The sequence below is a fragment of the Marinobacter sp. SBS5 genome (assembly GCF_048285575.1).
GTDB lineage: Bacteria > Pseudomonadota > Gammaproteobacteria > Pseudomonadales > Oleiphilaceae > Marinobacter.
This window is the reverse complement of sequence record NZ_JBLWAZ010000001.1, coordinates 1-12717: the sequence shown is the minus strand read 5'-3', so window position 1 is coordinate 12717 and position 12717 is coordinate 1. Positions and strand designations below refer to the sequence as shown.

The window sequence follows — 12717 nt, the reverse complement described above, 5'->3', positions numbered from 1 at the left end:
CCTGATTTTGGGGCCTTGTCAGGCATTGCTAGGCACAGCCTTCCACATAGTGAATTGAATGCTCATAGCCAGAGTAGATTTCGACAATATGCCCTTTAAACACCTCAAACCGCATGGCTATCGACCTGTCTGTTGAAAACAGCTTTATTGTTCGGGTTTCCGGACCTTCGTAATGGTGCGGCTGGTCATCCAGCCGGTTGCCGAACGTTTTTTTCAGCTTTGAAATGCTGTCACCTACTCGGATACCCGACGGAGTAACCGCCTCGTTTGAGTTGGTCTCGATACGGACAATCCTGTTGTTATCCAGCATGAAAGATAGCCCTGCCATGGGATCATAGTAATCGCAGCCCGCACTGACATCCGGCTCTTGAACCTGCCCCAGCGGGCGTAAACTTGTATACGCCTCATCGGCTGTCATTCCAATTTTGACAGGCCCATAGCTATTCATCGTGAGCCAAACTTCAGAAGCCAGCGCAAAACCAGGTGCCAGCAGCAAAACCATGACGAGTAACCAGCCTGAGTGCTTCATTGCTTTCTCCTCGCTTTGTTGATTGGCCTTGTTATACGCTGCCTTCAGACTCCACAACTAAAACTCTAGCTTCGCCTCTGGGATGTGCGACATGCTCCGTACCAACAGAAGCATAGAAAATATCCCCCACATTTAATGTGGTAGACAATTCGATACCACTTTCTTTATAAAACATATCAACAACGCCATCTAAAACAACAAACACCTCCTCTCCATCATTGACATGCCATTTATATGGCTTATCGGTCCAATGCAAACGAGTGGTAATGCCGTTCATATTAGAAATGCTTTTAGCACCCCAAGCTCGAGTAGCTGTAAATTCTTTACTTCTGATTATTTCCACCAGACTCCCTCATTAATTGGCAACTATAAGTGGCGTATCACGCCGCCATCACGCGCTTGTCGCGTGGATGGCCTTGTTAGCATCTGCTATCTCATGTTGGCTAAACACTTGAATACGATTCCGACGAAGCAACGCTGCCGTAACACCCATACCGGGAATTCGGTTACCTGAAAATCTACCGTCATAGATGAAGGAGCTTCCGCAGGAAGGACTAGACTCAGCCAGTATCGCTATTTCAATGTTGAATTTTTTGCACAATTCCAGGGCAATCGAAGCACCAGCTATGAAATCGTCGGTGACAATACCCCCGTCCTTTTCAACAACATCAGCCTCGCCGTCTAATACACGGCTGCCGCTTCCTTCGAAAATCTCTGCAGGCTTCCTGGGGATACTCATTCCGGCCTCAACTTCGGGGCAAACTGAAACAATCCGGCCTTCAGATATCCACCCCGCTATAAGCTCGTCATTCACCGAAAGGCTCCCACCATCGTATCGAACCCTTTTGCCTAAAAGGCAAGCACTCATCAATACTTTTTTCAAAAGACTAGACTCCAGTATTGTGGTGTTATCGCTGAGCGAAGGGACGCCACCCTCACGCGGTTGGATATGTGTTTTTTGTCCTTGTGAACTCCATCTGTTGCGCCGTTTTCACCGCCAATTCCTCGCCGCGCAACCGACTAACCAAATGTAAACTCATATCAATGCCAGCAGATATCCCGCCTGAACTCACAATATTGCCCTCATCGACCCATCGCACACCGTCGACCACGTTAAGCCGGCTAAACATGTTCCGGAGATCCGGAATGTCATCTCGGTGAGTGGTGACTGTGCAGGACAAGGATTGAACAGCTTTCGCTAGCAAGAAAATGCCCGTGCAAACCGTAGCGATGAGCTTCACGGAGTGAGCTTGGCGCTCGATCCAATCGGTGACCACTTTATTGTGCATTTCGGAAGTGTGCACCCCGCCGGAAATTACCAACACATCCAGGGGCGGATGATCCTCAATAGAGTAATCGGGAAGCACTTTAAAACCGGCTCGGGCCGACACCACGGCATTGTGTTCCGCGATTAAAAATACCGTGAACGGCTTGCTCCCGTCACACACGCGCGAAGCGGTGGAGAACACTTCGTAAGGCCCTGAAAAATCGAGCACTTCGGCATCGGGGTAGATAAAAATTCCGATATTCAATCAATTCACCTCAAACACATAATTTCGGATATAAGCAGTAATATACATTTTATTTCCTGAGTTTAGTTTCGATTCTATATGGACTTGAGAAATTGTACTGCCCAAGCCGAAAAATACAGGCCGAGACCAAAAACTGCATGTGTTAACAGACTCTGTAGGCGGGCAGACGCCGGATGTTGTGTGCGAGAGGCCGCCAATCCGGCACCCATGCCCGGCTGCATCAGTAGGAAGGGTGCTGCAACGGTACCGATGCCAACTGCAAGCGCAGGGCCAAGCGTTGGGTTATCAGACCATGAGTCCCCCCAGATACCAATTAATAAGGCAGCGAATGCGATGCCTATCAAGTAGTGAGCTGTCCAACCTATGACGCGCTCTCCACGCACAGGAGGAGATGCAGCAATCGCGTCGTGACGGAATTGCCCGTCTGCCATGTGGGCTATCCAACGTCCCACCATCCCGTAGTTTGGGAGCGGAATGCCGAGCATTGGCTTGCGAACGATGCTCCACAAGTCCATTACTGCGGTAGCTCCAATACCGATGAACAATACGAGTTGTAGATTGCTCATAACTTTCTCCCTTGCTTGTCTTAATTTGAGGCCAATGCTAGCGTACAACCTCAAGTCAACTTGAGGTCAAGGAGAAATTATGGATATTGCCGAAGTGGCCAAACGTTCTGGTGTGCCTGCCTCAACGTTGCGCTTCTATGAGGAAAAAGGGGTAATTTCCTCGATTGGCCGGCAGGGGTTACGCCGGGTTTTCGATGCCAACATATTGGAGCGGCTAGCGCTAATTGCGCTGGGCCAAGCAGTCGGGTTTTCGCTGGATGACATCGCCCGCATGATAGGGTCTAAAGGCAATCCTGATATTGATAGAGAATTACTGATCAATAAGGCCGATGAACTGGACAGAAACATTCAAAAGCTGACAGTGATGCGAGACGGTCTTCGGCATGCGGCCGTTTGTTCTGCGCCAAGCCATATGGAATGTCCGAAATTTCGTCGTCTGCTTGGATTGGCTGGTGATGGGGTAATTGGTGGTCACGGTAAGGGAAAGCTTCCACAAAGGCCACGCTCTAACAAAGCGTTGCACCGGACAAGCCGGTGAACGCAGCATAAGCTGCACCGTCAGCTTAATACGTTTGTTACCTCAATTTCTTGTAAATGATTGTTGAAATGCATCACATGTGCCATTTCATATTGCTGTTTAGTCAACTGTCCATATGCAAAATGTGGGGCTAAAACACCTTCGTGCATTTTAAAATCTATTAGTGACTTCTTAAAACGCTCGAATGCATCAGCAATATTCTCTTCATTAGAAAAATTCGGTGCGCCAGGGATAGCTTCATCTAATGCATGTGTCATTTTTCTTTTTGAACTAAACAGAGAAAATGCAGCTTTTCCGACGGTATTTTTAAAGATATCAGACTTATGCTCAGGATAACCCAGCATCGAATATTCAACACTTTGCGCGCAATGAGTGAACACTTGATAAAGGCTCCACTCACCGGTAGTTGTTAGATTCTGCTTCATTAACTTACTAAGATTCGATAGCGCAAAATCAATATCGAGAGGTTCTTGGCTCTGCTCTATGCCAAGCCAAGCTGCACCACTGCCAATAAAAACCCCGCTGGCAATCGACCCCAATATAAGCTTTCGTCGATTCATAAGCATACCTTTTGGAAGCAAACTCTAAACGAAGCGGCACACCTCATGCCTCCGTCTACCTTGGCTTGTTAAAACCTGCCATCAGGGTCGGTTTACTCGATTTTTTGGGCGTTATCCCACCTACTCAGTCGGCGGATAACGATCGAATACCGGCAGTTCGTGGGCACGCTCCATCCAGCTAATTCTCTCTGCAACCTGAATATGAACCCGCGCTGGAATCTGTTCCGGCGCATCGTAAGTACCACTCTGAATATCGATCAGGCCAGGCAACACTTGGGAATTAGAATAGAACAGCCCGGTCCCGCAATCTGGGCAGAACTGTCTCCTCCCGTGTTCAGAAGATTCGTAAATCTTTGGCGTGCCTTTAGTGATGTTCAGAGCTTCCTGAGCATACATGGTCCACCCCACCATTGGCGCACCAGCATGACGCCGACAATCTGAGCAATGACACAGCGCATGAGTGTACGGCTCACCTTCAACTTCGTAGCGGACAGCGCCACAATGACATCCACCTGCGAGTTTCATAGCTCATTCCTCTTATCAATGATCGAACTCCAGCCACATGAGCAACCAGAGGCTCCAACGGCCAATCTATACAATATAGCCGCACCCCAAAAAGCCGCCAATTTGCCGGTTAACAGCGATTTGTTGAAGAAGGCACGCACTCTGAGCATCAACCTCTCTGCGACCCTTGAGGGTGCATCGAAAGATGCGTCCGCTTTTATTACTTTTTTTCCAATCTGGCTTTTGCGGCCATATATTCGGGCGTGCGCCCAACGTCTTCGTATATGGGCTCACCCTCTTCAATTCGAATCACTTTATCGCCAGCCACGTAGGGCATTTGTTCTTCTACTTCCAACAAAGCAGTGTGGATGAGATTGGCCAGCAAATCACTGGCAGGCAATTCGTACGTCTCGGCAAGCGCCTCTATCTTGATCAGGTCCACCTTATTGAGAACAACCTCGGTACTTACCTGCTCTTTGACATGGTTTGAACGTAGCTCCCAATCATCGAGCATTTTCTTGATCAAGTTACTGGTCATGTTGGACTCCAATTAATTTTCTAAGGAAGCTTTGATTAAGCCAGAGATGTCCAAGGTCTCGGGGTATACCGTGTTTCCTCGAGCGTTAACACAGCTCCCCTCTAACTAGCTTAGCACTTATGGTTTATAGAGCTCCTGGCAGTCCTTTGAAATCATGCTCGAAGTGACAGTTTTGCGGCTGCTTCGAAGTCCACGACTGCCAGCTGCATACGCAGCTTTGTGGCGTGGTCAGGCTGTATGCCGGGCGTATTGGCAGACGAGTAGAACCGTTTCAGTCCTTTGTGACGGAATGATTTAATTATGAGGTGACCATTGGATCTAGAACCCAACAACGGTCAGTGACTGTAATCGCTTACCTACCCCTGATCGCTGATAACTCTGATGAACAGCAAAATCTGACAGGGAGCAGGCATAATGAAAATCCGTGACACTGGGAGCGATACCGATCAACAAATCCTCATCCCAAGCGCTTATGGTGAGATTGGAGTTGGCAATCACTCTCTCCATACACCCTCGGTCATGGGTTGGCCGTGATTGATTTTTCAGCTCATAGTCATACCTATCCTTGGTAATTAACGCTTTTCCCAATACTGCTAATTGTTATATTTTTATGCGTTCGATTTAGTAAGTGCAGACTTTACAATTATAAACCCTAAAAGCCCCAATATAGCGCTAGTAAACCTGTTCATGTAATAAGATAACTTTGCAAACTTTTTTCTTACCTTTGAGGATACGCTCAATTGGCTTCACCGTTCCCGAAACCGTCCTCAACTTATTTATTGGCAATACGACACTGTAAAAAACGCTCCAGTATTCCTTTGGCTTCCAACGCTGCGTCAAGATTTCCCTGGACATGAGCCATCGATATTGATCCTTCCTTAAGCAGAACAACCAAGTTTGTGACCTCCATTAACATTTCATCTGGAAGGGATAACTCATCAACATGCTTTCGAATCAGTGCCGTTATACCAGCTTTGTGTTCAGCGCAGGCCTGATGGATAACACTGTCTCGGTCACCGAACTCGGCGCTAGCATTGATGAAGAAGCAGCCGTTGAAGTGTTCGATATCTGGCACCCGGCTGTGAAACCAGTCATTCAAGGCATTAAATAGCTCTAGTAAAGCGGGCTCGCCTGCAGGCACAGCTTCCAGTCTAGATATAAGCCATTCTCGGTAACTGAGATCACGGTAATGAACTGCCGCCTCTATTAGATGCTCCTTGCTGGGGAAGTGATGGTAAAGCGTTCTTTTGGCTATGCCGGACTCTGCTAACACTAGATTCACACCCACGGCGTGGATACCGTGAGTATAGAATAATTGAAAGGCGGTACGAACTAGCAGCTCTTTCTTGTCCATAACTATCACCACATTTTGACCAGATAATTGAATCTTGACATAGGTATACCACTCTGTCTACCATTGTAGACCATTCTGTCTACTTTGAGATATAATCTTATGTACCAACGGTTGATCACTTCACGTCATTTTGTCCCGTTGTTAGCAGGCTTTGGGGCAATGCTGTGTATTACCACTCTAAGCAGCTTAGGTAGCGCAGTTCAGTCCTCTGTTTGGCTAATGGCTCCCTTTGGCGCGACCATGGTGATCCTATTTGGGTTGCCCGAAAGTCCATTAGCACAGCCTAGGAATATTATCGTGGGACATCTGTTAACCACTGCAATTGGGCTTTCCGTTGCAACGTTAGTAGGCGTTACCCCTTGGACTTTAGGGTTGGCCGTAGGGCTAGCTGTAAGCTTGATGATGCTAACCAATACTATTCACCCCCCAGCAGGGGCCAATCCGCTGGTTGTCATGCTCGCGGGTGAACACTGGGATTTTCTGTTGATGCCTGTTGCGGCAGGAGCTGTTCTGATTGTGGTGTTTGGGGTGCTATACCATCGAGTTATTTCTGGGAAACAATATCCGAAGCGATGGCTCTAAACAGCTTTCTTAGACGGTCTGAAGACTAGAAACAGAGCAAGTAATGGAAAAAGCACGTAATCCAAATATCCCACCAACGCTGAAGCTCCAATAATCGCAAACAACCAAACAAGAACCGGAGTGAAACAGCAAAGTGCCGTAACTACGCTGCCAACTGCACTAATCTTTATTAGCCTGCTTCCGTTCTTCATGATCTCAACAGCACGACTGATCTAGTTGTATGGGAGGGCACGGCGTGTCGCCATAAGAACAGAATACACAGCAATCACCATGCTTGGGTTTAAGCAGGGTTTTGCAGCTCTTGCATTCATAAAAATACTGGCAAGAGTCCTCTGGCATTGTCTCAACTTCTCTATGCCCGCATTCCGGGCACGTTATCTCGGACCTGAGTTTAGGTTTCATCATTCCCCCTTTATCTCGACGGAATTTTGCCCTGACGACATAACGCCCTCAGGGCTAGGCTGCCTTTGCTTGTTATGAGTTTACTTGCAGCCACTAGGAACTAGCGCCTCAATTTTGATGATTTTACTTATATGAACGGTTTCGTCATATAAAGCTTCGATTCCGTCAGGTTCTTCATAGTGTGGATGACCAATAAACTCTATGTAAATTGGTTGATAAGGCTCTTTTGTCGATTTTTTATAGAACCCTTTAAGATCAGAATTAACTGAGCCCCAACCGTGACTTACCCAAAAACTATCAGGCAAGTTACAAGTCTTAAATAAATCAACCTCATGGCCATAATAATAAAGCCCCTTGTATTCACTGCCTTGTGATAACTCCATTTTTGATATTAACAACACGAAAGCGGCTAAGATTTTTTTTCAACGTATTAAACTCCATATGACTCATAACGCCCAATTACGGTGTGAACAACGCTGACACCTAACCTAAGCCATTACACTGAAAACACAAAACTTACCTTGAACTGAGAACGACAAGCGTTGCGAATCACTCTTAAATCGTTTGTTAATTTTTGTGCTGCGACATAAACTTTTTTACCATTTCACCTACTAACTCAGGCGATTCTTGATGGGATGAATGAGCCGTCAGTGGAATATTGGCAAAACTACAACCTGCAATTTTTGACTTTAAGGCTACTGCTTCATCCAACGAAAATAGGAAGTCGTTATCGCCCCTCATGACCAATGTTGGGCAGCAGATTTTTTCGACCAGAGCACACGGATAACCAGATTCTGTTGTATCAAGCCAAACTGCTTTTACCGCATCCACCAGTTTAGGAAAATTCGGTTCAGGGTTTGTAGCTTCGTAAAAAGCAACATCATCGGCAAACCTTGAAGCCCAAAAATCAGCTGTTAAGCCACTTAACAATTCTATTGATGGGTCATTTGCCTCTAGTCGCCACTGTGAACCTAGTGTAACCAAACAAGAAACTTTGTCTGGCTCTTGTGCGGCTAGCCGATAACCCACGATGCCGCCATCACTAAAGCCAAAAATTGAATATTTATCAATGCCCAGATTGCTAAGAACATGTTGAATATCTTCTTGGTACTGCATGTAACTAAGTGGGCGATCACCTAAAAAAGATTTTCCATGCCCACGAAAGTCGACACTTATCAACTGATAATCAGTAGCTACATATTCGTAAATGCTGCTTAGCTCATTCAGCGAACCAAGACCACCATGTAGCATCAATAATGGCTCGCCATTGGGATTGCCAGAAACTTCGAAATAAATCTCCGAGCCATTGACGCCTATATAACCGTTTCTATTTTCCATTTTATTGACCAACTGCGTATTTATTGATTTAACCTAAAAACGGACGCACCGCTAAACGGTGAGGGTTAGCGAGTCCAATGTAGGCTGCGCTTTTTACAGCCGGAACGAACTACAACAACTTGTTAAGTGATTCCAGGCTTTCAGGCCCACCATCCAGCCGAACGCACTCGGCAGACTCTCGCTCCCAAGGGGCAGCAGACTTTGTATGAAGGTGAGCAGAAATCCTCGATGCATCCAATTCATCGAGTAAACCGGCAGGAATCCAGAGCATTCCGCTGCCCCTCAGGATGTTAGGAACCGGACTTCCGCATACTGAACAGAAATCGCTTCGGAAGCCGCTGGGCTTTTTGTAGGATCTGATATCACTTTCGCCTGACACCCAACGAAAAGCGCTTCCCTGCACAAAAGTGGCAGCATTAGCGGCTGCTCCCGTGGCTTTGCGACACAACGAACAGTGACATTGATAGAGGTTGCGAATTTCCTCTTCAATTTCGAACTTCACGTTTCCGCAGAGACATTCACCTTTCATCGGTCAATCCTTTGACACTGACCTGACTTGTTAAAACCGGCCATTAGGAACCACCGGGCTTAGCCAGCCGCACCGCAACATTGCTGTGTTGCGGTCCAGTTTCACTCTCATGTTGCGAGCCGAAGAGATTGACCCACTGCCCCGTAATCAGGAGCAACTCCCCGTTGCCAGAGCTGCTCCCATTGCCCGTAGTGTAATTCCCAGCATAGTTAAATAGGAATTGGTCGGGCGAGCCTGCGACTGGCTTGAGCTCATATCCCATCGACAACTCGTTCGCAGAAGCAAAGCCCTTCTCTTTGTTCGATACGCTAACCTTTAAAAGACTCGACTCCTTCAGAAACTTGGGCAAAAGGTCAGAGGGTTCGCTGTCGGTTTTAGTGGCCTGGCACTCACAATACCGGATTTCCAATACCAGCGGCTTACTAGCGAGATAGTCTTCAGGGAACGAGTTTCCGGCAAGGGCAAAGCTAGGGAGCAAGGATAGAAAGAGCAGATTAACCCGCCAAATAGTTTGTGATGCGATCCGTTGCATGTGACCTCCTATGTTCTCGTTTTAACGCTCGCAACACCGGACAATTTGGAGAAAAGCGGAAAATTGTTCCGAGTGCTTACGCTTGTTATACGTGATATGAATCATTATCTCCATGTCAAAGTTCGGCCATAAGCGGACATTCGACAAAAAACGTATAATGGTAGATTCCGTCCCGTTTACCGCTTTTACCGCACCTTACTAAGACCATAAGTCTTCCAGATCCACATCTTCACTGTCGGGCTGGTACTCTTTAGTTAATTGCTCGATCTGAAAAACCATTGGCAAATCAAAGGAGGTCCCGGTCACAATACAACAACCTTTCGCAAGACTAGGGATCATACTTTTTGAGAGGTTGTCTAAAGTGCTTATTGTCGAATCCAGCAAAAATAGATCTTTATCATTAACCAGGCGGTGGATAAAGAAGTTATGGATTTGCGACATTATCGTTGGTGAAATATCTGCTGGGCGCTGGCTGGCTAATGTTAAAAACATACCAAACTTTCGCCCTTCTTTAATAATCTCCTCAAAAAGCTCTAATCTGTAGTCTTTCCAACTTTCTTGCTCTCTGGTGGACTGCTCAGAGAGTATGTTATGAGCTTCATCAATTATTAGATGTAATGTTCTATCCGGAGGATTTCCGACGTTATTTTTATGCTGCTCATAAAAGTGCTTTGCTAACAGTAGCGGAACGATCTTTTTTATTTCTTGGTTACACTTCCGCAACGAAATCACAGTCAACAACGGTAGCTCTGCATTTTCACCATCGATTCTTATCACGCGTGAAAGCGCAGTCATTGATGATTCAATTCGTTTCAGCAGCGGCTGGATATGTTCAAATTGAACATATCCGAAGAGCAAATCATTTATGAGTTGTAAATTTACTCTTATTATCAGCTCACCAAATGCATCCAAGCCTTGCAGGTTAATTGCGTCTACACTCTGTCTGAAGACATTATCGTAGTCATGTTCATGACCATCAAAATAGACTGTCCCCGCAGGCCCGGGATAGGAAAACTTACTTTGATCCCCTCTCCACACTAATCGATTAAGAATATTTTTCAAAGTTTGATTGTCGATAGTATCAACGACCGCTTTCAACAGTTCAGCCGATTCTCGTCTGGGATTAGTAGTCGTAAATGATCGATGAAAGGTAGTTTTTATATAATTTTCTAAACTTTGAATATCCCCGCCAAACCTTTCTCGGCCACTCACAATCCTGTTTATAAAGGGGGTCTGCGTATTTGCAGTTGCCTTAAAAAGAATGGCTAGCGTTTCTTTATTCCAAAACTCTCCTTCTGACAAGGGAAATCTGCCGCCATCATCATTTCTCGTATCTAAGTTGAATGTTGTTTTATCTTCCTCACTAACTAACTGATTCCCTGTATATTCGCCATTAAAGTCTATTACTGTAAATGTACTTTTCCCCCTAATAAGTGCTTTTTTGTTTGCGAATAACGTTGTGTATAGCTTAGCCAGTGTATTCGACTTACCACTTCCTGTATTCCCAAAAATTCCTATATGCGTATTGAATAGCCTTTTCCATGGTAAAGAAATAGGAAGCCCTTCCTTAAGCATTTCACCAATGACGAATCCGTCCTCCTGACCAGGTCCGAAAATAGTTTCAATCATTGACTCAGAAGAAAGGTATGCTGGATCCTTGATCATAGGTAGATATTTGATACCCTCATAAAACTTTTCTTCCTGAAAATATCCTATTGGTCGAACATCTACCTTTCTTATATATAAGACTTTTTGGTTATCCGTCTCGAAACGCTTTTCGTCGAGGTGTTCTCCTTCAACGCGGCACACAATATCCCTGAAACCCCGTCGAATAATTACGTATTCCCGGATCGATATTCCTTTGTACTTATCGCCGTTATAAAAAAGCGTATCCTTACTCGACTCATCAAATATTCTTAATACTACCTTTACACCATTGACCTCGATTACTTCACCAACTTGAATCGTCATCAGATAGCTCCTGACGTTCCTACTGGTGTAAATACTTCGGAATTGAACTTGGTAAAATCCAAATCTTCATCAAAAGCAATACAAACCACATTCGGGTATTCGATGAAACGGGCTTCCATTGCATTCTTTTCTGACTCATTAAAGCAGCAAACATAAAGTTGAAGTGTGGGATTCGATAGGGATCGTTGAACTAAATGCAATATATGCTCATCAGAAAATGAGAATCCAAATGTAATTAATACTGTATTTTGCTTTTCAAGCTCATAACTTAATAGACGCAGCATCTGATAGTAGTGCTCTTCAAATACAGTCTCGTAAAACTTCCATTTTGTTGGATTTACAATGGGTAATTTCTTATAGGCATCCCAGAAGGGCTCAATCTCAGTATTATCTGCCTGTAAGCCCACCACATCTAAGTAGACCTTCGAATCATCATCGATAATTTCAGAGAGGGCATCAACAGGAGAATCATTTATTACGTTTATTTTCATGTCTTCTGCGGAGACTAAATAGTCAATCTGGATACGATCAGCCTGCTTTTTCCAATGAACGGATCCATGCAAATTAATTAGATTTATCTGAGGAATGTCTGTTTTGTGCTGGTTAAATATTCCCGTTTCGTAAGTAAATGAATTGAAGTTCCGTGCATGCAAATAGCGCTTTCTAAATCCTCTCGCTCCATCATTGAGAACAAAGTTCATCTTATCTTGATAGATTAATCGATCAGCAGCATGAACAATGCAGCCGTCATAGTTCGTGGTAAAGATATTACTATTCTTAGTAGATGATTGACTTCGGCCCATACAGTACAGAACCGTTCTTAGGAAAGAAATATAGTTATCTAATACTGTCTGTTGCGCGGGGCCAAGGTTATCGAAATCAATTTCCATGGCCGGTTCGATACACATTTTGTAGTAATGCATGAAGAGGAGAGTGTCTACTTCTAGCTTTTCCTCATCCTTTAATCGAGTCGATAGCGTTTCAATAGTGAAAGTATTTCCACCTTCGTCTTTAACTCGTAAAGCGAGGGTGGGGAGCAATCCCACGCTCGCTCCAGAACCGATGAGGAAGTTAATATTCTTGTCGTAAATTTCCTCTAATTTTATTCGTTCAGTCATTTTTCTTCCTTGGAGGGCTATTTTTAGGCTGTGCAAATTCCGGGGATAATTTACTTAAGTCAGGTCCGCTTTGGGTCGAAAGTGGACTTACTAGCCCCACCGTATAACGAGGCTGTAGAAAAAC

Annotated in this window: 21 protein-coding genes and 1 pseudogene; 3 read left to right on the top strand and 19 right to left on the bottom strand. The window is 45.2% G+C overall.

What is annotated here, in order from left to right; translation table 11 throughout:
* Positions 1 to 28 precede the first annotated feature (28 nt).
* The 5 genes from ACNQ6O_RS00110 to ACNQ6O_RS00090 form a co-directional block, all read right to left on the bottom strand.
* Positions 29 to 529 (bottom strand): hypothetical protein, encoded by a 501-nt coding sequence (locus tag ACNQ6O_RS00110; protein WP_418051232.1) that lies wholly within the window; start codon positions 527 to 529, stop codon positions 29 to 31.
* Between the two features lie 31 nt (positions 530 to 560).
* Positions 561 to 872 (bottom strand): cupin domain-containing protein, encoded by a 312-nt coding sequence (locus tag ACNQ6O_RS00105; protein WP_418051231.1) that lies wholly within the window; start codon positions 870 to 872, stop codon positions 561 to 563.
* 48 nt (positions 873 to 920) lie between these two features.
* Entirely contained in the window at positions 921 to 1412 is a 492-nt protein-coding gene (locus ACNQ6O_RS00100) for a DUF523 domain-containing protein (RefSeq protein ID WP_418051230.1), read from the bottom strand.
* Between the two features lie 52 nt (positions 1413 to 1464).
* Positions 1465 to 2061, bottom strand: a complete 597-nt coding sequence (locus tag ACNQ6O_RS00095) for a DJ-1/PfpI family protein (protein ID WP_418051229.1) — start codon at positions 2059 to 2061, stop codon at positions 1465 to 1467.
* 74 nt (positions 2062 to 2135) lie between these two features.
* A complete protein-coding gene (locus ACNQ6O_RS00090; RefSeq protein WP_418051228.1) occupies positions 2136 to 2627 on the bottom strand; it encodes a DUF2938 domain-containing protein in 492 nt (163 codons plus the stop codon).
* A 79-nt stretch (positions 2628 to 2706) separates the two neighbouring features.
* Between ACNQ6O_RS00090 and ACNQ6O_RS00085 the strand changes: the two genes are divergently transcribed.
* A complete protein-coding gene (locus ACNQ6O_RS00085; RefSeq protein ID WP_418051227.1) occupies positions 2707 to 3165 on the top strand; it encodes a helix-turn-helix domain-containing protein in 459 nt (152 codons plus the stop codon).
* 20 nt (positions 3166 to 3185) lie between these two features.
* Here ACNQ6O_RS00085 and ACNQ6O_RS00080 read toward each other — a convergent pair whose 3' ends face one another.
* Both ACNQ6O_RS00080 and ACNQ6O_RS00075 read right to left on the bottom strand, forming a co-directional pair.
* The gene (locus ACNQ6O_RS00080) at positions 3186 to 3725 is read right to left on the bottom strand and encodes a DUF1569 domain-containing protein (RefSeq protein WP_418051226.1); all 540 of its coding nucleotides are present in this window, start codon (positions 3723 to 3725) and stop codon (positions 3186 to 3188) included.
* 120 nt (positions 3726 to 3845) lie between these two features.
* Positions 3846 to 4250 carry a GFA family protein gene (locus tag ACNQ6O_RS00075; RefSeq protein WP_418051225.1) on the bottom strand — a complete coding sequence of 135 codons (405 nt, stop codon included), beginning with the start codon at positions 4248 to 4250 and terminating at the stop codon, positions 3846 to 3848.
* On the opposite strand from ACNQ6O_RS00075, the pseudogene ACNQ6O_RS00070 reads away from it, so the two are divergent.
* A pseudogene (locus tag ACNQ6O_RS00070) lies at positions 4170 to 4415 on the top strand (type II toxin-antitoxin system CcdA family antitoxin); the annotation flags it as partial. The gene ACNQ6O_RS00075 and the pseudogene ACNQ6O_RS00070 sit on opposite strands and share 81 nt — an antisense overlap.
* Before the next feature lie 34 nt (positions 4416 to 4449).
* On the opposite strand, the gene ACNQ6O_RS00065 reads toward ACNQ6O_RS00070, so the two are convergent.
* From ACNQ6O_RS00065 to ACNQ6O_RS00050, 4 genes are all read right to left on the bottom strand, one after another.
* On the bottom strand, positions 4450 to 4767 hold the full coding sequence (locus ACNQ6O_RS00065; RefSeq protein WP_418052277.1) for a hypothetical protein: 318 nt from the start codon (positions 4765 to 4767) through the stop codon (positions 4450 to 4452).
* Positions 4768 to 4919: 152 nt separating this feature from the next.
* Positions 4920 to 5096 carry a type II toxin-antitoxin system RelE/ParE family toxin gene (locus ACNQ6O_RS00060; RefSeq protein WP_418051224.1) on the bottom strand — a complete coding sequence of 59 codons (177 nt, stop codon included), beginning with the start codon at positions 5094 to 5096 and terminating at the stop codon, positions 4920 to 4922.
* Entirely contained in the window at positions 5086 to 5274 is a 189-nt protein-coding gene (locus tag ACNQ6O_RS00055; protein ID WP_418051223.1) for a GNAT family N-acetyltransferase, read from the bottom strand. Before ACNQ6O_RS00055 ends, ACNQ6O_RS00060 begins: the two co-directional genes overlap by 11 nt.
* Before the next feature lie 265 nt (positions 5275 to 5539).
* On the bottom strand, positions 5540 to 6121 hold the full coding sequence (locus ACNQ6O_RS00050) for a TetR/AcrR family transcriptional regulator (RefSeq protein WP_418051222.1): 582 nt from the start codon (positions 6119 to 6121) through the stop codon (positions 5540 to 5542).
* Between the two features lie 99 nt (positions 6122 to 6220).
* On the opposite strand from ACNQ6O_RS00050, the gene ACNQ6O_RS00045 reads away from it, so the two are divergent.
* On the top strand, positions 6221 to 6703 hold the full coding sequence (locus tag ACNQ6O_RS00045; RefSeq protein ID WP_418051221.1) for an HPP family protein: 483 nt from the start codon (positions 6221 to 6223) through the stop codon (positions 6701 to 6703).
* Here the strand turns inward: ACNQ6O_RS00045 and merF are convergent.
* From merF to ACNQ6O_RS00005, 8 genes are all read right to left on the bottom strand, one after another.
* Complete coding sequence (merF, locus tag ACNQ6O_RS00040) at positions 6700 to 6894, bottom strand: mercury resistance system transport protein MerF (protein WP_418051220.1); 195 nt, start codon at positions 6892 to 6894, stop codon at positions 6700 to 6702. The two genes, ACNQ6O_RS00045 and merF, sit on opposite strands and share 4 nt — an antisense overlap.
* A gap of 4 nt (positions 6895 to 6898) precedes the next feature.
* Positions 6899 to 7105, bottom strand: coding sequence for a GDCCVxC domain-containing (seleno)protein (locus tag ACNQ6O_RS00035; protein ID WP_418051219.1), 207 nt, complete (start codon positions 7103 to 7105; stop codon positions 6899 to 6901).
* An 80-nt stretch (positions 7106 to 7185) separates the two neighbouring features.
* Positions 7186 to 7506 carry a hypothetical protein gene (locus ACNQ6O_RS00030; RefSeq protein WP_418051218.1) on the bottom strand — a complete coding sequence of 107 codons (321 nt, stop codon included), beginning with the start codon at positions 7504 to 7506 and terminating at the stop codon, positions 7186 to 7188.
* A gap of 166 nt (positions 7507 to 7672) precedes the next feature.
* The gene (locus tag ACNQ6O_RS00025; RefSeq protein WP_418051217.1) at positions 7673 to 8443 is read right to left on the bottom strand and encodes an alpha/beta fold hydrolase; all 771 of its coding nucleotides are present in this window, start codon (positions 8441 to 8443) and stop codon (positions 7673 to 7675) included.
* Between the two features lie 109 nt (positions 8444 to 8552).
* Positions 8553 to 8972: a GFA family protein gene (locus tag ACNQ6O_RS00020; RefSeq protein ID WP_418051216.1), complete on the bottom strand. Its 420-nt coding sequence runs from the start codon at positions 8970 to 8972 to the stop codon at positions 8553 to 8555.
* Between the two features lie 43 nt (positions 8973 to 9015).
* Complete coding sequence (locus ACNQ6O_RS00015; RefSeq protein WP_418051215.1) at positions 9016 to 9504, bottom strand: hypothetical protein; 489 nt, start codon at positions 9502 to 9504, stop codon at positions 9016 to 9018.
* 198 nt (positions 9505 to 9702) lie between these two features.
* The gene (locus ACNQ6O_RS00010) at positions 9703 to 11475 is read right to left on the bottom strand and encodes an ATP-binding protein (protein ID WP_418051214.1); all 1773 of its coding nucleotides are present in this window, start codon (positions 11473 to 11475) and stop codon (positions 9703 to 9705) included.
* Positions 11475 to 12593 carry a hypothetical protein gene (locus tag ACNQ6O_RS00005; protein ID WP_418051213.1) on the bottom strand — a complete coding sequence of 373 codons (1119 nt, stop codon included), beginning with the start codon at positions 12591 to 12593 and terminating at the stop codon, positions 11475 to 11477. The genes ACNQ6O_RS00010 and ACNQ6O_RS00005 overlap by 1 nt, the downstream gene beginning before the upstream one ends.
* Positions 12594 to 12717: the final 124 nt, after the last annotated feature.

Excerpts from the sequence above, each read along its gene's own strand:
- ACNQ6O_RS00110 (WP_418051232.1), bottom strand. The coding sequence starts at position 529 with ATGAAGCACTCAGGCTGGTTACTCGTCATGGTTTTGCTGCTGGCACCT.
- ACNQ6O_RS00090 (WP_418051228.1), bottom strand. The coding sequence starts at position 2,627 with ATGAGCAATCTACAACTCGTATTGTTCATCGGTATTGGAGCTACCGCA.
- ACNQ6O_RS00085 (WP_418051227.1), top strand. The coding sequence starts at position 2,707 with ATGGATATTGCCGAAGTGGCCAAACGTTCTGGTGTGCCTGCCTCAACG.
- ACNQ6O_RS00080 (WP_418051226.1), bottom strand. The coding sequence starts at position 3,725 with ATGAATCGACGAAAGCTTATATTGGGGTCGATTGCCAGCGGGGTTTTT.
- ACNQ6O_RS00075 (WP_418051225.1), bottom strand. The coding sequence starts at position 4,250 with ATGAAACTCGCAGGTGGATGTCATTGTGGCGCTGTCCGCTACGAAGTT.
- ACNQ6O_RS00065 (WP_418052277.1), bottom strand. The coding sequence starts at position 4,767 with ATGACCAGTAACTTGATCAAGAAAATGCTCGATGATTGGGAGCTACGT.
- ACNQ6O_RS00055 (WP_418051223.1), bottom strand. The coding sequence starts at position 5,274 with ATGGAGAGAGTGATTGCCAACTCCAATCTCACCATAAGCGCTTGGGAT.
- ACNQ6O_RS00050 (WP_418051222.1), bottom strand. The coding sequence starts at position 6,121 with ATGGACAAGAAAGAGCTGCTAGTTCGTACCGCCTTTCAATTATTCTAT.
- ACNQ6O_RS00045 (WP_418051221.1), top strand. The coding sequence starts at position 6,221 with ATGTACCAACGGTTGATCACTTCACGTCATTTTGTCCCGTTGTTAGCA.
- merF (WP_418051220.1), bottom strand. The coding sequence starts at position 6,894 with ATGAAGAACGGAAGCAGGCTAATAAAGATTAGTGCAGTTGGCAGCGTA.
- ACNQ6O_RS00035 (WP_418051219.1), bottom strand. The coding sequence starts at position 7,105 with ATGAAACCTAAACTCAGGTCCGAGATAACGTGCCCGGAATGCGGGCAT.
- ACNQ6O_RS00025 (WP_418051217.1), bottom strand. The coding sequence starts at position 8,443 with ATGGAAAATAGAAACGGTTATATAGGCGTCAATGGCTCGGAGATTTAT.
- ACNQ6O_RS00020 (WP_418051216.1), bottom strand. The coding sequence starts at position 8,972 with ATGAAAGGTGAATGTCTCTGCGGAAACGTGAAGTTCGAAATTGAAGAG.
- ACNQ6O_RS00015 (WP_418051215.1), bottom strand. The coding sequence starts at position 9,504 with ATGCAACGGATCGCATCACAAACTATTTGGCGGGTTAATCTGCTCTTT.
- ACNQ6O_RS00010 (WP_418051214.1), bottom strand. The coding sequence starts at position 11,475 with ATGACGATTCAAGTTGGTGAAGTAATCGAGGTCAATGGTGTAAAGGTA.
- ACNQ6O_RS00005 (WP_418051213.1), bottom strand. The coding sequence starts at position 12,593 with ATGACTGAACGAATAAAATTAGAGGAAATTTACGACAAGAATATTAAC.